Source organism: Microbacterium luticocti DSM 19459, assembly GCF_000422405.1.
Taxonomy (GTDB): Bacteria; Actinomycetota; Actinomycetes; order Actinomycetales; family Microbacteriaceae; genus Microbacterium; species Microbacterium luticocti.
This window is the reverse complement of the sequence record NZ_AULS01000002.1, coordinates 219,348-240,300: the sequence shown is the minus strand read 5'-3', so window position 1 is coordinate 240,300 and position 20,953 is coordinate 219,348. Positions and strand designations below refer to the sequence as shown.

Annotated in this window: 24 protein-coding genes; 15 read left to right on the top strand and 9 right to left on the bottom strand. The window is 71.6% G+C overall.

All coding sequences use genetic code 11. From position 1 onward, the window contains the following. The first annotated feature begins 4 nt into the window (after nucleotides 1-4). The 10 genes from H577_RS0103995 (at nucleotide 5) to H577_RS0103950 (ending at nucleotide 9,387) form a co-directional block, all read left to right on the top strand. Complete coding sequence (locus H577_RS0103995; protein WP_029144860.1) at nucleotides 5-907, top strand: SDR family oxidoreductase; 903 nt, start codon at nucleotides 5-7, stop codon at nucleotides 905-907. Next, nucleotides 904-1,686 carry a MaoC/PaaZ C-terminal domain-containing protein gene (locus H577_RS0103990; protein WP_029144859.1) on the top strand — a complete coding sequence of 261 codons (783 nt, stop codon included), beginning with the start codon at nucleotides 904-906 and terminating at the stop codon, nucleotides 1,684-1,686. Before H577_RS0103995 ends, H577_RS0103990 begins: the two co-directional genes overlap by 4 nt. Beyond that, nucleotides 1,683-2,606 carry an NAD-dependent epimerase/dehydratase family protein gene (locus H577_RS0103985; RefSeq protein ID WP_029144858.1) on the top strand — a complete coding sequence of 308 codons (924 nt, stop codon included), beginning with the start codon at nucleotides 1,683-1,685 and terminating at the stop codon, nucleotides 2,604-2,606. The genes H577_RS0103990 and H577_RS0103985 overlap by 4 nt, the downstream gene beginning before the upstream one ends. A gap of 72 nt (nucleotides 2,607-2,678) precedes the next feature. Then, nucleotides 2,679-3,098, top strand: coding sequence for a VOC family protein (locus H577_RS0103980; RefSeq protein ID WP_169566237.1), 420 nt, complete (start codon nucleotides 2,679-2,681; stop codon nucleotides 3,096-3,098). A gap of 118 nt (nucleotides 3,099-3,216) precedes the next feature. Next, nucleotides 3,217-3,993 carry an electron transfer flavoprotein subunit beta/FixA family protein gene (locus H577_RS0103975; RefSeq protein WP_029144856.1) on the top strand — a complete coding sequence of 259 codons (777 nt, stop codon included), beginning with the start codon at nucleotides 3,217-3,219 and terminating at the stop codon, nucleotides 3,991-3,993. A 10-nt stretch (nucleotides 3,994-4,003) separates the two neighbouring features. Continuing rightward, nucleotides 4,004-4,969 carry an electron transfer flavoprotein subunit alpha/FixB family protein gene (locus H577_RS0103970; RefSeq protein WP_029144855.1) on the top strand — a complete coding sequence of 322 codons (966 nt, stop codon included), beginning with the start codon at nucleotides 4,004-4,006 and terminating at the stop codon, nucleotides 4,967-4,969. Between the two features lie 2 nt (nucleotides 4,970-4,971). Then, nucleotides 4,972-6,579, top strand: coding sequence for a cytochrome b/b6 domain-containing protein (locus H577_RS0103965; protein WP_029144854.1), 1,608 nt, complete (start codon nucleotides 4,972-4,974; stop codon nucleotides 6,577-6,579). Between the two features lie 74 nt (nucleotides 6,580-6,653). Next, nucleotides 6,654-7,922, top strand: a complete 1,269-nt coding sequence (locus H577_RS0103960; protein ID WP_029144853.1) for a sensor histidine kinase — start codon at nucleotides 6,654-6,656, stop codon at nucleotides 7,920-7,922. Continuing rightward, nucleotides 7,910-8,587 carry a response regulator transcription factor gene (locus H577_RS0103955; RefSeq protein ID WP_029144852.1) on the top strand — a complete coding sequence of 226 codons (678 nt, stop codon included), beginning with the start codon at nucleotides 7,910-7,912 and terminating at the stop codon, nucleotides 8,585-8,587. Before H577_RS0103960 ends, H577_RS0103955 begins: the two co-directional genes overlap by 13 nt. Continuing rightward, nucleotides 8,584-9,387, top strand: coding sequence for a DUF4097 family beta strand repeat-containing protein (locus tag H577_RS0103950; protein ID WP_051191711.1), 804 nt, complete (start codon nucleotides 8,584-8,586; stop codon nucleotides 9,385-9,387). The genes H577_RS0103955 and H577_RS0103950 overlap by 4 nt, the downstream gene beginning before the upstream one ends. 23 nt (nucleotides 9,388-9,410) lie before the next feature. Here the strand turns inward: H577_RS0103950 and cofE are convergent, their stop codons facing one another. From cofE to H577_RS0103905, 9 genes are read right to left on the bottom strand one after another with little or no spacing between them, the layout of a single operon-like run. Further along, the gene (cofE, locus tag H577_RS15030) at nucleotides 9,411-10,190 is read right to left on the bottom strand and encodes a coenzyme F420-0:L-glutamate ligase (protein WP_051191708.1); all 780 of its coding nucleotides are present in this window, start codon (nucleotides 10,188-10,190) and stop codon (nucleotides 9,411-9,413) included. 2 nt (nucleotides 10,191-10,192) lie between these two features. After that, on the bottom strand, nucleotides 10,193-10,699 hold the full coding sequence (locus H577_RS0103940; protein WP_029144850.1) for a GNAT family N-acetyltransferase: 507 nt from the start codon (nucleotides 10,697-10,699) through the stop codon (nucleotides 10,193-10,195). Nucleotides 10,700-10,753: 54 nt separating this feature from the next. After that, complete coding sequence (locus H577_RS15025) at nucleotides 10,754-12,052, bottom strand: S8 family serine peptidase (protein ID WP_051191706.1); 1,299 nt, start codon at nucleotides 12,050-12,052, stop codon at nucleotides 10,754-10,756. After that, nucleotides 12,049-13,365: a type VII secretion protein EccB gene (eccB, locus tag H577_RS16880; protein ID WP_029144849.1), complete on the bottom strand. Its 1,317-nt coding sequence runs from the start codon at nucleotides 13,363-13,365 to the stop codon at nucleotides 12,049-12,051. Before eccB ends, H577_RS15025 begins: the two co-directional genes overlap by 4 nt. A 2-nt stretch (nucleotides 13,366-13,367) precedes the next feature. Continuing rightward, complete coding sequence (locus H577_RS0103925; protein WP_029144848.1) at nucleotides 13,368-14,708, bottom strand: EsaB/YukD family protein; 1,341 nt, start codon at nucleotides 14,706-14,708, stop codon at nucleotides 13,368-13,370. Nucleotides 14,709-14,718: 10 nt separating this feature from the next. Further along, nucleotides 14,719-15,201, bottom strand: coding sequence for a hypothetical protein (locus H577_RS0103920; RefSeq protein WP_029144847.1), 483 nt, complete (start codon nucleotides 15,199-15,201; stop codon nucleotides 14,719-14,721). Next, nucleotides 15,198-15,899, bottom strand: a complete 702-nt coding sequence (locus tag H577_RS0103915; RefSeq protein ID WP_029144846.1) for a hypothetical protein — start codon at nucleotides 15,897-15,899, stop codon at nucleotides 15,198-15,200. The genes H577_RS0103920 and H577_RS0103915 overlap by 4 nt, the downstream gene beginning before the upstream one ends. Nucleotides 15,900-15,917: 18 nt before the next feature. Further along, nucleotides 15,918-16,229, bottom strand: a complete 312-nt coding sequence (locus H577_RS0103910; RefSeq protein ID WP_029144845.1) for a hypothetical protein — start codon at nucleotides 16,227-16,229, stop codon at nucleotides 15,918-15,920. 3 nt (nucleotides 16,230-16,232) lie between these two features. Further along, nucleotides 16,233-16,976 (bottom strand): hypothetical protein, encoded by a 744-nt coding sequence (locus tag H577_RS0103905; RefSeq protein ID WP_029144844.1) that lies wholly within the window; start codon nucleotides 16,974-16,976, stop codon nucleotides 16,233-16,235. 180 nt (nucleotides 16,977-17,156) lie between these two features. Here H577_RS0103905 and H577_RS0103900 point away from each other — a divergent pair, with 180 nt between their 5' ends. From H577_RS0103900 to H577_RS17550, 5 genes are all read left to right on the top strand, one after another. Next, nucleotides 17,157-17,465, top strand: a complete 309-nt coding sequence (locus H577_RS0103900) for a WXG100 family type VII secretion target (RefSeq protein ID WP_036283651.1) — start codon at nucleotides 17,157-17,159, stop codon at nucleotides 17,463-17,465. 37 nt (nucleotides 17,466-17,502) lie between these two features. After that, a complete protein-coding gene (locus tag H577_RS0103895; protein WP_036283648.1) occupies nucleotides 17,503-17,790 on the top strand; it encodes a WXG100 family type VII secretion target in 288 nt (95 codons plus the stop codon). A 62-nt stretch (nucleotides 17,791-17,852) separates the two neighbouring features. Further along, the gene (locus tag H577_RS0103890) at nucleotides 17,853-18,314 is read left to right on the top strand and encodes a hypothetical protein (RefSeq protein WP_029144841.1); all 462 of its coding nucleotides are present in this window, start codon (nucleotides 17,853-17,855) and stop codon (nucleotides 18,312-18,314) included. Further along, nucleotides 18,311-19,630 carry a S8 family peptidase gene (locus H577_RS0103885; RefSeq protein ID WP_029144840.1) on the top strand — a complete coding sequence of 440 codons (1,320 nt, stop codon included), beginning with the start codon at nucleotides 18,311-18,313 and terminating at the stop codon, nucleotides 19,628-19,630. Before H577_RS0103890 ends, H577_RS0103885 begins: the two co-directional genes overlap by 4 nt. Next, a complete protein-coding gene (locus H577_RS17550) occupies nucleotides 19,627-20,940 on the top strand; it encodes a hypothetical protein (protein ID WP_029144839.1) in 1,314 nt (437 codons plus the stop codon). Before H577_RS0103885 ends, H577_RS17550 begins: the two co-directional genes overlap by 4 nt. Nucleotides 20,941-20,953: the final 13 nt, after the last annotated feature.

Sequence of the window (20,953 nt, the reverse complement as noted above, 5' to 3'; positions counted from 1 at the left end):
AGCGATGACCGGAATCCTGGACGGACGTGTGGCGATCGTCACTGGCGCAGGCCGCGGCCTCGGCCGTGCGCACGCGCTGGAGCTCGCCCGGCAGGGCGCGCATGTCGTGGTCAACGATCTGGGCACGTCGCTCGATGGCGAAGGGCGCTCGGTCGGGCCGGCCCAGGACGTGGTCGACCAGATTGTGGCAGGCGGCGGTAGAGCAATCGCCAACGGTGCCGATATCGCCGACTTCGTCCAGGCTGCGGACCTCGTGGAACAGGCGGTGGCCGAGTTCGGCCGGCTCGACATCCTCGTGAACAATGCCGGCTTTGTCCGTGACCGGATGCTCGTCAATGCCGAGGAGGACGAATGGGACGCGGTGATCCGGGTCCACCTCAAAGGCCATTTCGCCATGCTGCGCCATGCCGCGGCGTACTGGCGCACGGAAGCGAAGGCGGGTCGGACGCCGGTTGCGCGCGTGGTGAACACCACCTCGGGAGCGGGGCTCCAAGGCAGTGTGGGACAGGGTGCCTACTCGGCGGCGAAGGGTGGTATCGCGTCTCTCACGCTGGTCGCCGCCGCCGAGCTGGATCGCTACGGCGTGGCTGTCAATGCCATCGCACCGTCCGCACGCACGCGCATGACCGAGGGGCCGTTCGCTGCGGCCATGGCGGCACCGAAGGAGGGCTTCGACCGCATGGAGCCGGCGAACGTCTCGCCGATCGTGGCCTGGCTCTCGAGCGCCGAGTGCACCGTGACGGGACGCGTGGTCGAGGTCGAAGGCGGTCGCATCTGCGTCGAGAACGGCTGGGCACACGGTCCGGTGCGTGACCGCGGTCGACGGTGGCAGGCGCACGAGGTCGGCGCCGTCGTGCGCGAGCTGGTGGCCGAAGCGCCCGAGCCCGACCCGGTGTATGGCGCATGAGCGCTGCGGACTGGGCAGGACGCGACCTCGGCGAACGTGTGGTCTCGTATACCGAGTCGGACGCCATCCTCTATGCGCTGGCCGTCGGCGCGCCCGCCGATCGACTGGACCTCGTCTTCGAGGAGCGCCTGCGCGTCCTGCCCACATTCGGACTCACACTTGCGCAGTGGGCGCCCGACGTTCTTGCAGCCGCCGGGGCGTTCGGGGATCGATCAGTGCACGGAGCGCAACTACTCGACGTCCATGAGCCGCTACCGCGGTCTGGAAACCTCACTCTCGCGGCACGGGTAGGGCAGGTGTGGGATAAGGGCACCGCTGCCGTGTTCGAGGTCATCGTCGCATGCGACCACTTCACCGCGACATGGTCGATCTACGCACCCGGCGTCGGCGGTTTCGGGGGCGATCGTGGCCCGAGCCGCCCGCCATTCATCGACCGGGGCACGCCGCAACGACTCACTCTTGAGACGTTCGCGGCCCAAGCCGCTCTCTATCGGCTGACCGGCGACCGTCATCACATCCACATCGACCCTGCGGCATCCGCACGTATTGGCCAGCCCATCCCGATCCTTCAGGGGCTGTGCACAATGGCGGCGGCCACTATTCCCGTAGCCGACGCACGCGGCGCGCATCCGGCTGAGCTGCGGCACCTGGAGGGTCGCTTCAGCGGCCCGGTCGTCCCCGGCGACGTGCTGACCATCGACTCCTGGGACGACGGAGCCTTCGTCGTCGCCCACGATGGAGTCGCTGTGATCTCGGAGGGGAAGGCGGAGTTCTCATGAACAGACGAACACTGGTCGTGGGCGGTACGGGCATGATCGGCAGCCACATCGTGGATGCGCTCGTGCAGATGGGCGACGAGGTCACGGTGCTGGCGCGTCGGCCTGCTTCGCCTGACGACCCTCCCGCGGTCAGCAGGGTGCCACGACTGGTCGGTGATTACACGACTGGATCGATCGAGGCACAGGAACTTGAGGGGTTCGACGCTGTCGTGTTCGCGGCGGGGAACGACACGAGGCACGTCAGCGCCGAGCGTGAGGACGCCGAGTTCTGGGCGCGTGTGCAAAGCGATGGCGTTCCCGCGTTTGCGGCGTTGGCCAAGCAAGCCGGCGTGCACAGGTTCGTACAGATCGGCAGCTATTACCACCAGCTGCGTCCCGAGCTCGCCCGCACGGTCCCCTACGTCGCTGCCCGTCAGGCGGCCGACGAGCGCACCCGTGCGCTGACCGACGGTGACTTCGCCGCCATCACCCTCAATCCGCCCTCGATCGTGGGCGCGGCTCCCGGAGCGGTCCTCCGACGATTTGCGCGCATGATCGCCTGGGTGCGTGGAGAGCGTACCGACGTGGACTTGTACGCGCCCCCCGGCGGTACCAACTACATGTCGGCGCGATCGCTCGCGCAGGCGGTGGGCGGAGCGCTGAACGCCGGTGAACCGGGCCGTGCCTACCTGATCGGCGATGTGAACCTGACCTACCGTGAATACTTCCAACTGCTCGCCGATGTCGCGGGGTCTGATCGCGTCATCGGGGAACGGGATCGCGAACACCCGTACCAACCTGACCGATTCATCGTGCAAGGGCGCGGCGAGGTGATCTCGTACGAGCCCGACCCCGACGAGGTGGCGTTGCTCGGATACACGCGCCAGGATGTCGTGCGCGCCCTGAATGAGATCGTCGCCACCGCCGACGCCATGAACTGACGCTGCCGCGGGAGAAGACCGGATGACCGGCAAGGAGAGATGATGCGGTTCACGAGAATGGAACTTGTCGGCGTGGCCGTGACCGACCTGGACGCGGCCGTCGAGAAGTACAGCAGACTCTTCGGCCTGAACTTCCACGTGTTCACACCCGGGGATGACTATGCGCTCGAGGTGATCGAGGAAGGAGAGGATGCCACGCCCGCGATCCCGGCAGGTGGTCGTATCGCGATGGACACGGACGGGTGCTTCGAATTGGTCGAGTTGCCCGACACGCCCGAAGGTGTCCGGAACATCCACTTCAGGGTCGATGACGTCGAGGCCGCGAAGGCCCATTGCCTGGCAGAGGGGCTGCGGGTGGTGCGCGACCTGAGAGCGGGCGCGGTGCGCGAGGTCATCTTCGAGCGTCAAGACCTCAATGGGGTGCGCGTGTGCATCGCCGCATACGAGGGGCCGTCGTTCGCCGAGGCGCTGGCCGGCTCGCCACGTCCGTGACCCTTTCACGGCCGCCACAATCCCGACGCCGGAAAAAACGCGCCCGTGGTCGGTTGCCCACTGTCGACTGTGACGCACGCGCCGTCCGAATAGACTCGGTCCAGACGCAAGGAGTGCCATGAAGATCGTCGTGCTGGTCAAGGAGGTTCCCGACACGTACGGGGACCGGAAGCTGAACCTTGAGACCGGGCTGGCAGATCGTGCTGCCAGTGAGCCGGTGCTGGATGAGATCGGTGGGCGTGCCCTGGAGGTCGCGCTCTCGTATGCCGACAAGAACCCGGGCACCGAGGTGGTGGTGGTCTCGGCCGGCCCGTCGTCGGCGCAGGCGACGATCCGCAAGGCTCTCGCGATGGGGGCGGCCCGTGCCGTGCAGATCGTGGACGACGAGCTGGCCGGCGCCGATCTGGGGTTGACCGCGCAGGCGCTGGCCGCCGCGATCCGCAAGGAAGGGTTCGACCTGGTGATCTGCGGCAACCAGTCCACCGACGGCTCCGGCGGGGTGTTGCCGGCGATGATCGCCGAGCTGCTCGACGTGCCGCAGGCCACGAGCCTGAACTCGGTGCAGATCACCGACGCGCAGGTCTCGGGTGAGCGCGCGATCGACGGCGGCACGGCGACGGTGTCGGCGTCGTTGCCGGCGGTGATCTCGATCACCGAGCGTCTTCCCGATGCCCGGTTCCCGAACTTCAAGGGCATCATGGCGGCCAAGAAGAAGCCGTACGAGACGAAGTCGCTGGCCGACCTGGGCGTCGACGCGTGGGACGGGGCGGCGGCCCGGTCGATCATGATCGCGGTCAGTGAGAAGCCGCCGCGTGCGGCGGGTGTGAAGATCGTCGACGAGGGCGACGCGGGTGTCAAGCTCGCAGAGTTCCTGCTCGAGAACCGGCTGGCGTGAGGTGGGTGTGATGGCTGATTTCGCAGCGGACTCGATTCTGGTGCTGTTGGAGACGACCCCGACGGGGGAGCTCGCGAAGTCCTCCGCGGGGCTTCTGGGTGCGGCAGCGGGTGTCGGCACGCCGGTCGCGGTCGTGGTCGGTGACGAGAAGCTGGCGGATGCCGCAGCCGAGCTGGGCGCAGCCCGTGTGCTGGTCGCCGACCCGGGCGAGCAGCTGACGGTGCCGGTGGTGGATGCCCTGGCCGCCGCGTTCGAGCTGGTGCGCCCGGACGCGGTGCTGGTCTCGCATTCGGTCGACGGACGGGATGTGGCCGGCCGGTTCGCGGCCCGCGCGAAACTCGCCCTCGCGGTGGACGCGGTCGGTGTCTCGCGCGACGACGAAGGGGTGATCGCCCACCATTCGGTGTACGGCGGCATGTACAACGTGGACTCCGCGGCCACCTTCGGTGCCCCGGTGATCACGGTGCGCCAGGGCGCGGTCGACGCGCGGGCGGATGCGCAGCCGGTGGCATCCGAGAAGCTTGCCGTGACCGCATCCGGCCGCAAGGCCGCGGTGGTCGAGTCGGTGCACGAGAGCACCGAGACCTCGTCGCGTCCCGAGCTGCGCGGCGCGGCGAAGGTCGTCTCGGGCGGACGCGGGCTGGGCTCTGCCGAGAAGTTCGCGCTGGTCGAACAGCTCGCCGACGTGCTCGGTGCCGCCGTGGGCGCCTCGCGTGCCGCGGTGGATGCCGGATACATCCCGCAGTCGCACCAGGTCGGGCAGACCGGTGTGTCGGTCTCGCCGCAGCTGTATGTCGCCCTGGGCATCTCGGGTGCGATCCAGCACAAGGCCGGCATGCAGACGGCGAAGACGATCGTCGCGATCAACAAGGACGCCGACGCCCCGATCTTCGAGGTCGCCGACTTCGGCGTCGTCGGTGACCTGTTCACGGTCGTGCCGCAGCTGATCGAGACCCTCCAGGCCCGGAAGCAGTAACCGTGGCGACCTACTCCGGCTCGGTGCGTCGAGGTCTTCCCCGCACGCCCGGCGGCCAGCCCTGGCCCGCCGCCGACGCCCCCGCCCCGTCCGCCGCATCCGCGCCGCAGGTCGACACGACGATCCCGACGAACGAGCCCGAGGTTGTTCCGGCTCCGGCCGTCGCCGCTCGCGCTGCGACCGGACCGGACGCGGCGACCGCGGTGAGCGTGGCGAGCGTGCGCCGGGGTCTGCCGCGCACGCCCGGCGGGGACCCCTGGCCGCCCGTCGAGGTCACCGCGTCCGCCTCGGCCACAGCTGCCGTGGAGCAGGTCGACACGACGATTCCGGCCGGCGAGCCCGAGGTTGTTCCGGCTCCGGCTGTCGCCGTGCGCAGGGGTCTGCCGCGTACACCCGGTGGGGAGCCCTGGCCCCCCGCCGCTTCCGTGCAGCGCGTGGAGACGGCGACTCCGGCGACTGCACCGACCGAATCCCGCCCGAGCGTGCGCCGTGGCCTGCCCCGCCCGGGCGCGCAACCTGCCGACGCCGCGCCGGCCGCAGCATCCGTCGCCACCGCCCCGGCCGCCCACGCACCGGCACCCGCCCCGGCCTTGGCACCGCTCCCGTTCCAGCCCTCGGTGTTCGGCGGTGCCGCCGCGGCCCGGTGGCAGGCCGACCGTGCCCGCACCATCCCCACGCACAGCCCGATCCCCGCCCCCGACCCGACACGGTACGGCCCGTTCACCCGCGGCCAGTGGGTGGGCGCCGTCATCGTCGCCGCAGCCGGGTTGCTGTTCGCCGCCGGCATGGTGGTGCTCGCCACCCGCTGGTTCCTCAGCCTCGGCTTCATGCAGGACTTCCTCGCGACCTACCCGGGCGCGTACGAACTGCCCGCCGGCGCCCCCGTGGGATTCCCCGCCTGGCTGAACTGGCAGCACTTCTTGAACATCTTCTTCATGGTGCTGATCATCCGGTCGGGCCTGACCGTGCGGCACCAGAAGCGACCGAGCGTGTTCTGGAGCCCGCGCCGCAACCCCAAGCGCAAGATCAGCATCGCGCTGTGGTTCCACCAGTCGCTCGACATCCTGTGGCTGGTCAACGGCGTCATCTTCGTGGTGCTGTTGTTCTCGACCGGGCAGTGGATGCGGCTGGTGCCCACCAGCTGGGACGTGTTCCCGAACGCGCTGTCGGCGGGCCTGCAGTACTTGTCGCTGGACTGGCCGGTCGAGGACGGCTGGATCACCTACAACAGCCTGCAGCAGCTGGCCTACTTCGCCGTCGTGTTCCTCGCCGCCCCGCTCGCGGCGATCACCGGCGTGCGGATGAGCGGCATCTGGCCCAAGAACGCCACGACCCTCAACAAGATCTACCCGGTCGAGATCGCCCGGGCGATCCACTTTCCGGTGATGCTCTTCTTCGTGCTGTTCATCGTCGGGCACGTCACCCTCGTGTTCACCACCGGTGCCCTGCACAACCTGAACAGCATGTTCGCCGCCAACGGCGGGGACTCGTGGATCGGGTTCTGGTTCTTCGTCGGCGCGATGTTCGTCGTCGCGATCGGCTGGGTCGCCGCCCGACCCCTCGTCCTGGCCCCCATCGCCCGACTGTTCGGCACCGTCAGCGGACGCTGACCGGGGGATAACCCGAAGACAGGTCTGTGGTCTGCCATGCTGTGCCGACGGATGCCGCGGCCTAGCGTAAAGGCATGACCACCCCCACGACCGACGCGGCGCCGCGGCTGTTCACGCCCCTGCGCATGCTGGGCGCGATCGCCCAGCTCGCCCTCGTCGGCATCGTCTGGCCCCTCGCCTTCGGCCTGCTCATCGCCCTGCTGACCGGCGGCATCGGATTGCTGTTCGCCCTCGGTGTCGGCGCGATCGTGCTGCTCGGCTTCGTCTACGCGCTGTACGGCCTCGCCTGGTTCGAGACCGCCCGCGTCGACGGCCTCTACGGCTTCGGCATCAGTCCGCTGCGCCCGCGCACGAGCGGCCGTCCCGGCTTCGCCGGCTGGCTGCGCACCGTCTGGGCCCAGTTCACCGACCCGCTGATGTGGCGCGGCATCGCCAGTGCCGCGGTGGCGAGCCTGCTCGGCTGGGTCGTGCTGGGCCTGCTGTCGATCACCGCCTCGGGGGTGGCGATGGCCTTCGTGCCGCTCCTGCACGGCGATCGCACCGCGATCGGGCTGCGGGGCACCGGCATCGACGTCCCGATCGACATGGCCGTCGTCACCGGCATCGGCGTCGCCGTCGGCGGGGTCGCCGGCCTCATCGGCCTGGCCGCCCTGCACGGCGTGCTGGCCCGCGGCATCCTCGTGCCCTCGCGAGAGGCGCAGCTGGCCGAGCAGGCGCGCACCTCACAGCAGCAGCGCGTCGGCGCGGTGCGCGCCGCCGACGTCGAGCGCACCCGCATCGAACGTGACCTGCACGACGGCGTCCAGCCGCGCCTGGTCTCGGTCGGCATGACGCTCGGCATGGCCCAGCAGAAGATCGACACCGACCCGGCGGCCGCCAAGGCCCTCATCGCCGAGGCGCACACCTCGACCAAGGCGGCGATCACCGAACTCCGGCAGCTGGCCCGCGGCATCCACACCTCGGTGCTCGACGACCGGGGGCTGGATGCGGCGCTGTCGGCGCTGGCGGCACGCTCGCCCGTCCCGGTGACCCTCGACGCGCGGCTCACGCAGCGGTGCAGCCCGCAGGCCGAGGCCGCCGTCTACTTCGTCGTCGCCGAGACGCTCACCAACGCCGCCAAGCACTCCCGTGCCGCCGAATGCCGCGTCGTGGTGCGCCAGCGCGAGGGCGGTGTGCTGTGGGCGCGCATCGAAGACAACGGCATCGGCGGGGCGACGATCGTGCCCGGCGGGGGCTTGGACGGTCTGTCGAACCGGGTGCTCGGGGTGGGCGGCACGTTCCGCCTCGACAGCCCCGCCGGCGGCCCGACGAGCGTGGAGGTGAGCGTGCCGTGCGCATACTGATCTGCGAAGACTCCGTGCTGCTGCGCGAAGGGCTCATCCGGCTGCTCGAGGACGCCGGCCACGAGGTGGTCGCCGCCTTGGCCGACGCCGAGGGACTCGACGAGGCGATCGCCGAGCACGCCCCCGACCTGTGCATCCTCGACGTGCGGCTGCCGCCCACGCGCACGGATGAAGGCATCCGCGCCGCGCTGCACCTGCGCGCCGCACACCCCGACCTGCCGATCCTGGTGCTCTCGCAGTACGTCGAGGAGCGGTACGCGTCCGACCTCATCGCCGGTCGCGGCGGCGCCCTGGGCTACCTGCTCAAAGACCGGGTGGCGGATGTCGCCGACTTCGTGCAGACGGTCGAACAGATCGCCGCCGGGGCCACGGTGTTCGACCCCGAGGTGGTGGCGCAACTGCTCAGCCGCCGCGCGCAGGACGAGCGGATGCAGCGGCTCACCGACCGCGAGTCCACCGTGCTCGCTCTGCTCGCCGAGGGCAAGTCGAACCAGGCGATCGCACAGACCCTGTTCGTCACCGAGGGCAGCGTCGAAAAGCACATCACCTCGGTGTTCGCCAAGCTCGATCTCGAGCCCGACGAGTCGGGCAACCGGCGGGTACTCGCCGCGCTCGCCCACATCGCGCACAGCGGCGACGTGCCGCAGTCAGGAGAGATCCGATGAGAACCACCCCGGGAGCCACCGCCATCGCGACGCTCGCGATCGTTGTCGGCGGACTGGTCGCCGTCGGATCCGTCACGTCGGCTGCGGCATCCACCCTCGCCTCGGCGTCGGTGCACACCTCGACGCGTACCGCGGATGTCGCGGGCGTGAGCGCACTGGACGCCGAACTGGGCGCCGGCTCGCTGCGCGTCGAATACGCCGACGTCGCCGAGGCCACCCTCGCGGTCACCTCCGGATCCGGAGCGGACCGCTGGACGCTGCGCCGTGACGGCGACGAACTGGTGGTGCGCACGCCCCAGAACGGCATCTGGGACTGGGGGTGGGACGGCTGGTTCGACCACGGCAGCGGCCAGGCCGTGCTGCAGCTGCCGCGGCGCCTGGAAGGGATGGATGCCACCCTCGACGTGTCGGCGGGATCGCTGGCGTGCCGCGGCGGGTTCGGCCGGCTGGAGTTGTCGGCCAGTGCCGGGCAGCTCACCGTCGACGGGTCGGCCGACGCGCTGAGCGTCGAGCTGAGCGCCGGTCGCGCCGAGCTGACCCTGTCGGGAGTGCGCACCGCCGACCTGCAGATCAGCGCCGGCGACATGGATGCGACGTTCTCGGGTGCCCAACCGCAGCGGATGACGCTGGCCGCCACCGCCGGTTCGATGAAGGTCACCGTGCCGCAGGGCGCGTACGACGTGGACGCCGACACCTCGGCGGGGTCGTTCGAGAACCGGGTCGGCTCGACCCCCGGGGCATCCAGCAGCGTACGGGTCGAGGTCTCGGCCGGCCGGATCGTGCTGCAGCCGTCCCGGTGATCACGGCCGGCTGCGCCGGCTCGTCAGCGACCGGGGCCGTTCTCGTCCCACACCTCTTCGACCCCGGCGGCGTAGCCCAGGTCGTACGCCTCGTCGGCCCCGAGCCGGAACATGTCGCGCTCGGCGGGGCGGACGATCGAGCGCGCACCGGGCAGGTCGATCTCGCCGACGAGGTCGGCACGGCCGCGCACCACCGCCACCGGCAACTGCGCGGCCTTGCCTTTGACCAGATCGGCGGCGGCGGCCAGCTCGTCGGCCACGCACGGCAGCGTGACCGTCAGCGGCCGGCCCTCGGCATCCGTCGTCCCGCGCAGGTCGTCGAACACCTCGACGCCGCCCGCGCCGATGGCCGCATCAGTCTGGCCCTCGCGCCAGGCGCGGCCGAGCGTGTCCGAGACGATCACGCCCACCTGCACCCCGAGCAGTTCACGCAGACCCGTCGCCAGCGCGCGGGCCGAGGCATCCGGGTCTTGCGGCAGCAGCAACACGGTGCCCGGCGGCGTGTTCGACGCGTCGACACCCGCCGCGGCCGCGACGATGCCCAGCCGGTTCTCGACGATGCGTGTCGTGCGGCCGGTCTCAGAGGTGCGGGATGCCACCACCCGCACCGTCTCGGCGGTGATCGCCTCGTCGCGGTCGGCCGCCGGCACCGTGCGGCCCTCAGCCTTCGAGACGATCTTCGAGGTCACCACGAGGATGTCGCCGTCGACCAGTGCGCCGTCGGCGGCGTCGGCGATGATCTGCACGAGGTCGGCGCCGGCCGTGATCTCGGGGATGCCCGCCAGGGCCCAGATCTGCAGCACGGTCAGCGGACGAACCGCACCTCGGTGAGCTGCTCGCCCAAGAACGGCTCGGTGTGCCGGGCGCCGTCGAGGGCGAAGCCGTTGCGCTCGTAGAAGCGATGCGCGCGCGGGTTGTCTTCGGCGACCCACAGGTAGAGGGGCTCGCCCTCGTCGACGGCGGCGTCGAACAGCTGCTTGCCGATGCCGGTGCCGTGGTACTTCGCGAGCAGGTAGATGAAGTACAGCTCGCGGTTGCGGGGGGCGTCCTTGTCGCGGGCCGGACCCGACCCGACGAACCCGACGATCTCGCCGTCGACCAGTGCGGCGCTCATTCTGAACTCGGGGCCCTGCACGGCCCAGTGGGTCCACAGCTCGGCCAGCCGCTTCGGCGAGATGCGCTCGAGGGCGGCCTTGCTGATCAGGTGGTCGTAGGTCTCGTGCCAGCAGGTGGCGTGCACGCGACCGAGGGCTTCGGCGTCGACGTCGCGAACCGGACGGACGACGATGTCTGTCTGCAGCTGGGCGTTCATGGCCAGACTCTACGCGGCCCGGCCCGCCAGACGAAATCGGCCGGTCACGGTGTGCTACAGCGGGGTCTTCTCGTCGCCGTACAGGCCCTGGCCCTCGAGCGCGGGCGCCGTGGCGGCGTCGCCGCGGCGGCGCAGCACGCCGAGGCTCGCGGCCACACCGAGGGCGGCCGGCAGCAGCACGGCGAGAAGGGATGCCACGCCCCACGCCGGCGCGTTCGCGGCCGGGCGCTCGCCGACCACCACCGGTGCCGCACCGACCGCGGGTGAGGGGTTGCCGGCGTCAACGAACGGACTGCGGGGCCCGCGCACCCCCGGCCCGGGCACCAGCACCATCGCACTGTACGGCTGCACGACGCCCCACCCGGACGCATCGTCGCGGGCGTCCGGGTTCGCGCGCCGCGCGGTCGCCTCGAGCCGGTACGCCCACTGCGCCGGCGTCTCGTGCGGGTGGGCGGCGGCGACCAGTGCCGCCGCCGCCGACACGTACGCCGCCGCGTAGCTGGTGGCCGGCGCATCCGCCGCGAAGATGCAGTCGCCGCCGGACGGTACCACCGAGAGCACGTTCTGGCCGGGCGCGGCGAGGGTCACGTGCGGGCCGTGGATGCTGTCGTCGGTGACGACGCCGGCCGTCCCGGTCGCCGCCACCCCGACCGCCCCGGCGTCGCCGGCCGGGTACCGGGTGCCGTCGTGGTCGCCGGCGGCCACCGACTGGCTGCGGTCGCGGTTGCCGGCGCTGGCGACCACGAGGCTGCCGTGGCCCGTGGCGAACGCGACCGCCGCACGCAGGCGGGGGTCGGATGCCTCGGTGCTCAGCGACACGTTGATGATCTGTGCGCCGTGCGCGGCCGCATACCGGATGCCGGCGGCCAGCCGCCCGACGTCGGGGCCGTGCCCGGCCTTCACCGCCTGATCGTCGACGTTCGCGTACACCCGTACCGGCAGGATCTTCACACCCGGCGCCAGGCCCACCAGCCCCGACCCCGATGCCGGCCGGGCGGCGATCACCCCGGCGATCGCGGTGCCGTGCCCGTACGCGTCGGACCGGCCCGAGGCATCCGCGTGGTCGGGCACCAGGTTCGTGCCGGTCAGTACCGCACCCGACAGGTGCGCTCCGGTGGCAGAGACCCCCGAGTCCACGACCGCGACCGTCACGCCCGACCCGGTGGTGCGGGCCCACGCCTGCTCGGTCTGCAGCACCTGGAACGCCGGCGGCGCATCCGCGATCCGCGTCGAGGCCGTGCACTGCCCGGACTGTGCCGCGGCGGCCCCGGTCGCCGGCGCCGCCGTCAGTGCGAGCGCCAGACCCGCCACGGCGGCCATGCTCCGGGCGCGCAGCCGGGTGGACCGGCTCATCCGCCCACGGTCTTTCCGGCCGCTTCGGTCGACAGGGCAGGGCCGGCCGGCAGCAGGTCGATCCATCCCGCCTCGATCGTCCGCACGTCGTCGGAGCCGTACCCCAGCCGCGCCACGGTCTCGGCGTCGGCACCGGGCAGGGCGAACGCGGTGCCGGTGGCGTCGATCAGCGTGAGCATGCGGCTGCTGCCCGCACCCGCGCCCGCCTCGACGAGAGCGCCCGACCCGCCTTTCACCTGCACGCCGGCAGCTGCCTCCGCCGACGTCGGCTGTGCGGCCAGCACCGTCTGCGGTGCCTGACCGTCGTGGGTCAGCAGCGCACAGGCGCGCTGGTCGCCGGCCAGCGCGGTGAACCCCTGCTTCGGCCAGTCCGCCCCGCCGGCCGGTGTGCGCGCCGTGGGCAGGCCGCTGACCTGCGCCGCGCTCACCTCGGTGGGCGCGTGCACGCTCGGCCCGTCGCCGAGCTGGTACAGCTGCCACGCGAGCGGGCTCAGCGCCGCCAGTTCACCGGCGTCGGTGATCAGGAACCGCTCGTTCTCGGCGGTCTGGGCGATGTGCACCACCTCGCCGGAGGCGAGCCCCGACGTGCCCACCGGATGCCCGGTGCCGACGGTGATCGGCGCCAGCTCGGTGCCCGGGTCGAACAGGTTGATCCAGGATGCCGGAACGTTCCGCGGTGTCGACGAGGTGATGCCCGCCGCCCGCAGCACCGCATCGATGTGCGTGCCGTGCACCGGGTAGCGGGTGTGTCCGGCGACCACGAACAGGTCGTCGCCGGTGCGCACCAGCACGGCGGCGTCGGTGGCGGCGGCCGCGCCGGTCCCACCGATCCGGGTGGAGACGGCCGCGGCATCGGTCACGCACGCCGTCCAGCCGTCGCCGACCAGGGCCGACGCCGCCGGCAGTGCGTCCGGGGCGCCGACGATGCCCAGTGTCGACCCCAGCGGCACGCCGTCAAGCTGGGACTGGTCGGTCGAGATGACGGTGAAGTCCTTCGCGGGGATGAGCAGCCGTGCGCTCGCGGTGTTGACCACCGGGTGCAGGGTGCCGTCGACGGTGACGTACCGGGCGCCGGTGTCTTTGGCCAGCACGAGACGCCCGTTCTGCCACCCCTGGGGCAGACCCGGCTGGATGAAGCCCCAGAACGCGCCCACCGCGATCAGGGCGATCGACAGGGCGATCGCGGCGATGACCGCGCGCAGCGGCTTGGCCGGTTCGAGCTCTTTGCCGCCGGGCGCGCCGCTGACGAACGCGGTCAGCAGCCGGCGCTGCGAAAAGCTCTGCGCCTGGATCAGGTCGGCCTTGGTCGCCATCCCTAGACGAGCCCCGCCGCGATGACCCCGACCGGAAGCAGCGCCGCGAGGATGAGCAGGTCGACGGTGTCGGCGAGCCGGCTGAGCCGCATCCGCGCACCCGGGGCGATGAGCGTTGTGGCCACGATGCACACGGTGGCGGCGGCGGCCACCACCAGCGCCACCGGCTGCAGCGCCGGCTGTGCGACGGCGGTGACCACACCGCTCAGGCCCAGGCCCACGGTGGCCAGCACCATGATCGCCATGACATGGCTGCGCGCGTACACCGCGCGTGCCGGGAACATCGTGCCCACGAACGCCAGCGCGCACAGGGCGCTGCCGGCCGGTGACGACGCCGCCAGCAGGGGGGTGGCCACCAGCATGCCCACACCCAGCGCCAGGCGCGACACCAGCAAGGCCCGCGCAGCGGTCGCGGTGCGGGCCGCGACCTCGTCGCCGTCGATCGGCGGCGGGTCGGCGAACACCTCGGCGTCGCTGTGCGGCGAGATCACCCGGATGCGCGTGGAGCTGAGTGCGAGCCAGGGCAGGGCGTGCGAGGCGGTGGCGGCGACGGCCGTCATGAGGGCGTAGACCGCCACGGCGTGTGCGGGCACCAGCACGGTGATGCCGCCGGCCGCGCCGACCACCGCCCCGGCGATCAGCGGGCCGAGGGCCAGTTCGCGCCGGTCGGCCCAGACCCCCGCCAGCACGCCGCCGGCCACGAACGCGGCGGCACCGGTCGCCGCAACCGGCAGGCCCCACACCAGAGCGTTCGGCGCGGTGGCCAAGAACCCGGCGACGGCGGCGAAGACGGCCGCCGCGATGCCGAGAGCGTGCCCGGCCAACGACTGGCCGAGACGCCCGACGACGGCCGAGACCGCGATCAGCATGACCGCGCCGATGCCGGCGATCAGCGCACTCATGGGAGTGGACGGGCCGGCCGCGAGCAGCACGACGGCGCAGACGGTCAACAGGGTCAGACTCGCCGCGAGCGCCGTGCGCACCCCGTCCTGCGGGGTCCAGGGTCGGTGCTGTGCTTCGGTGGCGTCGATCACCGCCTCGACGAGGTCGTCGTACACGCGGGGCTGGGCGACCAGGCCGCCGCGGGCGAGCGTGAGCACCTCGCCGTCCTGCACCCCCTGCGCGACGGCGCCGGCACTGGCATCCAGCACCCGCCCGTCGGCACGGCGCAACTCATACCCGGTGTGCGTCATGGTGGGATCGAGCAGTCCCAGGTTGCGCGCGAACCCGGGCATCAGCTCGATGAGCGGAATCTGCGTGGGGATGCCGACGTCCAGACGGCGCCCCTCGCCGAGCACGGTGATGCGCATCAGTGCGCGGGTCGTGCTCACCGTCTGACTCACGGGTGTCAGTCTAACCAGCCGCCGTGCGGCCGCCGGGGGCGGGCGGAACCGGGACGACGAGCCGGTACAGCAGCGCCGAGATGAACAGCTGCAGCAGGCCGATCGCGAACACCGGAACGGCCAGGAACAGCCCCAGGGCGGTCGCGGTGGCGATGCAGACGATGACCACCACGAGTGCCCCCGCAGCGCCGACCGCCACCGCCACGAAGCCGAACAATCGCAGCGGCCCGCTCAGCTTCAGCGTGTCGGGGTAGTGCCGGCCGGCCTGGAACGCCAGCACCGCCAGCAGGGCGGCCAGCACCGTCAGCACTGACAGGGTCAGCGGGGATGCCAGCGTGCCCGGCGCCGTCGCGGCCCAGGAGTAGCCCACCGCCGCGAGCACCGCACACACCACGGCCAGCACCAGCAGCAGCACCCCGATCACCCGGGCGCGCCGGCGCACCGACTCGGGGGTGAACCGCGGTGCGTCCGGCGTCGACGCGGGCCCGCTCATTGCGTCGCGATCTTCGGCCAGACGCTGATGCCGGCCGAGGTGGCCGCCAGCGTCGTGCGGCAGGTGCCGGCCTGCGTGAGCAGCACCCCGACGCCGCTGCCGGCCGCGACCAGGAATGCCACGATGCCGATCCCGATCAGCACCGGGGCCGCGGGCAGGCCGACGATGGTGCCGGTCGCGACGGCGGCGCCGGCGATCGCGCCGATCAGCGTGATCAGCGCGACCGCGATGCCTGCCCAGAACGCCGCGATGCCGGTCGACAGTGAACTGAGCGCATTGGCGACGTTCGCGGCATAGTCCGACATGATCGACGTGTTCGCACGGCGCTGCGGTTCGAGCGATTGCTCGTACTGGTCGGCCGCGCGGCCCTTCCAACGGTCGTCGACCGACAGCGCCTGGTCGGTGATGGTGTCGTTGATGCGCGCCACCGACGCGCCGACGGTGTTCCAGCTCTTGCCGGTGTCGTTGAGCAGGAACGGGTTGCCGACATAGCTGAGCTTGTCGGTGAACCAGTCCCAGAACTCCTTGAGTCTGGAAAGCATCGCATCCCACGCCTCGTGGACCTTGTCGGCCACCCAGGACAGGAAGAACGGGATCTTGCTGAGTACGGAGTTGACCAGGCGGGTGATCTCGTCGATCTTGCTCTGGATCTTGTCCAGCAGGTCCCGGATCTTCTCGGCGATCTGTGTCGGATTCATCGCTCGTCCTTTCGCGTCCTATTCCGGCTGCCACATGTCGTACAGGTCACACCGGGTGATGTCCTCGTACTTCTCGAAGTCGGTGCGCACCGCGCGCAGCGCCGTGGCGCCTGCGCGGGTCTCGGTGGCACCGTGCCCCAGCAGGTCGATCACCTGCTGATGCAGCTGCGCGTACAGGTCGGCCACGTCCATCGCGGCGAACGAGAACGCGCCCCGGTAGACCTGGGTGTTGCGCAGGTCGGTCTGGGCCTGAGCCAGCGTGTCGCCGGCGGCATCCCAGATCGCGGCATCCTTGCTGAGCGCCTCGAACGATGCGGCGATGTCGGTCATCGGTCAGTCCTTTCCGGTCAGGAAGCGCAAGAACGCCTCCGGGTCGTCGGCGAACTCCTGATAGCGGGCCAGCGGGGTGCCGGCCAGCGCAGAAGCGGTGGATGATCCGGCCTGGGCGTGCGCGTCGGCCAGCTGCAGGTTCACCTCGCGGGTGATGGTCGCCGCGCTCGCGGTGCGCAGCCAGTCCTCGTCGAAGACGACCGAGGCCGGGTCGCCGTTCGCCGTGACCTGCACCTCGACCTCGCGCGTGCCGTGCACCGGGCCACCGGCGCTGCCGCGGGCGAACAGGGTCGAGAAGGTCTCGTCGATGTTCTCGGCGAGGTCGTCGAACACGTCGAGCACGTTCTGCAGCACCTGCGTCATCGCCACACCCTGATCGGGGTCGGCTTCGATCTGCTGCTGCAACCGGGCGGCGAAGCTGTCGTGCAGCGGCGGCGTCGGAGAGGGCCGGTACGTGCTCTCGCCGGCCGCATCCACGTGCTGCCCCCATTCCGCGGCCCGCGCGACGGCGAGGTCCTGGAAGGCCCGGACCACCGCCTGGCCCAGCACATCCGGATCGTACGCCGACCGCCAGGCATCCGTGATCTGCACGTGCGGCGGCCGTTCACCGTCCAGCTCGACGGTGATCGATCCCGACGCATCGGTGTGTGCGGTCGGCATCGGTCCTTCGGCGGCGCGTCGGAACAGCTGCGTCTGGACGTCGACTTCGTCGCGCAGCCGGTAGATCTGTTCGGTGTCCTCGGCCATCGGTGCACCCCTCCCTTGCTTACCTGCCCCACCGTACACAGCGACGCCGACCGGGCCACATGGGGAAATAGCCCCATGGCCGACGGTGGCGCCCGGTTGCGGCCGTGTGTTTACATGAGGGAGTCGTCCGGGCCAGACCGGTCCGGACGTTTCGAAGGATCACAGTCGAGGGGTGTGAGAATGACGATTTCCGCCGAAGAGGGGGCTCTGCTCAAGGGCGCCAAGGCCGTGGGCGACGCCAAGCAGGGCATCGACCGCCATGTCAAGACCGTGCGCGGTGAGATCGAGCAGGTGTCGGGGTACTGGACCGGCGCCGCCGCCGCTGCGTACACGCAGCTCATGGGCCGCTGGGACGAAGAGACCCGCAAGCTCAACAACGTGCTGATCACGCTCGAGGACGCGCTGAAGGGCACCCACCAGGACCAGAGCAACACCGAAGAGGAACACGGGCGCACCATCAGCGGCCTGACCTCGATGATGCAGCAGTAGTCCGGGCGCGAGACAGAGTCGTAAGAAAGGTATTCAGATGTCGTTTTCGGTGAACCCCGAGCAGGTCGTCACGCTGGCCGGCAACATCCGCAACGGAGCGCAGGGCATCGGGCAGGAGCTGGAGCAGCTCGACCGGGCCGTCGCCACCCTGCGCGGGTCGTGGGACGGTGCCGCACAGGAGGCTTACGGCGAGGCGCAGCGCAAGTGGCGCCAGTCGCTGTCGTCGATGAACCAGTTGCTGGAGCAGATCGCCCACAAGACCGAGGAGATGTCGCACGGCTACGTGCACAGCGACAAGAAGTCCTCGGGTCGTTTCCTGCAGTGAGCTGAACGCGGATGTCGTGGCCCGGACCCCGGGTCACGACTTCCGCATGCGAGGGGGTGCAGATGGGGATCCAGGCGCAGATCAGTGTGGACGGCGAGATCGTCGCCGTGCACACGACACAGATGTCCAAGCACGGTGACGCGATCCCGTCCGGCGAGGTGGCCAGTCGTGTGCTCGGCGACGACAGCGAGCACGCGACCGCGGCGTTCCTGCGTCGGCTGAGCACGGGGGCGACCGCGGTCGGCCAGCACGCCGACGTGGTGCGCGCCACGGTCAAGCAGAACGCACAGGCGCTGCGCAAGATCGTCGACGAGGCCGCCGAGCAGGAGGACCACTCGGTGGCCTGGGTGCGCCAGCACACCGGGCTGATCGATCAGACGGCGAAGACCACGACCGCCGCCGACGTGAACGCCAGCCGGCGCTTTCTTCAGCAGCAGCAGGAGCAGCAGCAGGCCGCGGCGGGCGCGGTGCCGCCGGCATCGACGCAGAGCGGGCCGGACGTCTCGTCGTCCGGAGACCTGTGAGCAGCCCGTCCCGCCGCAGCAGGGGCTGGGCGGCCGCCGCCGGGGTGGTGGCCGCGGTGCTGGCGTGCACGGGGGCGGCGCTTCCGGCGCAGGCCGCGCAGGGGCCGGGGTCGAGCTGGTGGTACGACGCGTTCGGCGTGCCCGAGGTACAGGCGCAGGGCTGGACGGGCGCCGGCGTGAAGGTCGCGGTGATCGACGGGCAGATCAATCCCGAGCTGCCGGTGCTGACCGGTGCGCACCTGACGGTCGACCCGAAGCCGCTGTGCACGGGCGGAACGGTCACCACGACCGCACCCGACCCGAGCAACGACGTCGCGCACGGCTCGGACATGGCCGCGCTGATCGTCGGCAACGGCAGCGGCCCGGCGCACGTGCGCGGCATCGCACCCGAAGCCGATCTGCTCTTCTACGGCTTCGGGTACGTTCCCAGCTCGGACGCCGGGCGGGACTGCATCGACAGCCCCGAGGACGGGATGTCGGTGTTCGGCCACGGCATCCAGCGCGCCATCGACGACGGTGCACGGGTGATCTCGATCTCGCAGGGCGCGGGGGTGATGACACAGAAGGATGCGCAGGTGGTCGCCGAGGCGATCGCCCACGGCGTCGTGATCGTCGCCGCGACCCCCAACAGCGTCGCCGACACCGGCCAGTGGCCGTGGATGTACAACGGTGTGGTCGCGGTGAACGCGTTCGACAAGCGCGGTTATCTGCAGGAGGATGCCCAGACCCCCGGAAAGAAGGCCGCCTGGCGCGAGACCACCGTGGTGGCGCCGGGCGTCGGCTTCCCCTCGGTGACGTGGGGGACGCCGGTCTCGGTCAGCGGGTCGAGCCTGGCCACCCCGCTGACCGCGGGCGTGCTGGCGCTGACGGCGCAGAAGTATCCGCACGCCACCGGCGACCAGCTGCTTCAGTCACTGATCCGCAACACCACGCCCGATGACCATGGGCTGGCGCATTCGGACGACGGCACCGGGTACGGGCCGGTCTCGCTGCGGCACATGCTGCGGGTCGACCCGACCTCGTACCCCGACGTCAACCCGCTGATGGACAAGTCGTCGAACGTGCCGAGCGCGCAGCTGGTGGCGCAGGTCGCCGGCGGCGCATCACCGACACCGACGGGCGTCGCCCCCACCGTCATCGTCGGCGACACCGCGACGCCGGCCGCCGGCCAGGCCGACTCGGCCACCCCGGCCGTGCCGGCCGTGCTCATGGTCGGTGGGGGCGTGGTGGTGGTCGCTGCGATCGTGGTGATCGTGGCCGTCACCGTGCGACGCAGGAAGGGCAACGGCCCACCGAACACAGGAGGTGCATCATGACCGGGGTGTGGGAACAGAGACTGCACAACATCGCCTTCGGCCAGGCGTTCGCCGTGCCTGCGGCGACCAGTGTCGCCGATTCGATGGATGAGCTCAAGCCGGTGCTCGACAAAGCGGCGAAGGACCCGGGTGTGTCGGGGGCGTCGGGGCTGGCGGCATCCGACAGCCTGGACGTCACCGCGCGCCGCGCTGCGGCCGTGTCGACCACGGCGCGGCAACTGCACACCGCCGCCGGGCAGGCCAACGCCGTGCGGCAACAGGCGCAGCGCGACCTCGAGGGCCTGGGGGCGGGCGCGCTCAGCCCGGCGGAGGAGCTCATGGTGCGCACGGCGGCCGCAGGGGCGACGATCACCTTCCCCGAGTTCTCGGTGATCGCCGGCGAGGGGGCCGTGCAGCTGGTCAACATGTTCCTCGGCTCGCGGCGTGAGGACGCGGCGAAGGCCGCCGTGAAACGGGCCAGCGATGCGTTGGACGCCATCGTCGTTCCGACGACGGTCAGCGTGACCGACCCCACCTCGCGCTCGCACACCGACCCCACGTCGCCGGCCGGACCCGCCTCCGGCCCGCCCAGCTTCGGCAACTACCCCGGCGCCGGTGCGCCGCCGGTCGCTCCGCCGCCCGGCGTGCACGTGCATCCGACCCCGCTTCCCGGTACCTCACCCGTTCCGGGTGGGCATCCGGGTGGTCCGATCGTGATTCCCCCGGGGCAGACACCGCCCTGGCAGGTCGGCGACGGCGGTCCGGGCTACCCGGGCTACCCGGGCTACCCGGGCGGCGGGCTGACCCCGAACGGGCCGAGCGACGGCGGCACCTCCTGGGGTGGCGTCGGCGGCACCGGCGGCACCGGCGGCCCCGGCTCGGTGCCCGGCGCCGGCGGCACCGGCGCGGGTGGCGGGGGCGGGATGCTCGGAACCGGGCTCGCCGGCGGCACCGTCGCCGCCGGTGGGGCGGCCGCGATCGGTGGTGCCCGGATGATGCGGGCCTCCGGCGTCGGCGGCGCTTCGGGCGTCGGCGGCATGGTGGGCGCCGGTGGCGCGGCTCCGGCCGGCGGTGTCGGTGCGCCACGGTCGGGCGGGCTGCTCGGCGGCACGCGCGCAGGTCGGGGCGCGGGCTCGTCCGCGTCGGCCGTGGGCGCCGGAGCGGGCGGGCGGCCGGGGATGACCGGTGCCGGCGGGGCGCCGCGCGCGGGCGGCCGTGACCGTGACAAGCAGAACGCCCAGGGCACGGACGGCCCGATCGCCCCGCACCTCGAGGACGACGAAGAGCTCGGTCCCCGGTCGGCGGCAGCCGGCGCGGGCGGACGCGACTGACGTTCCGGCAGGA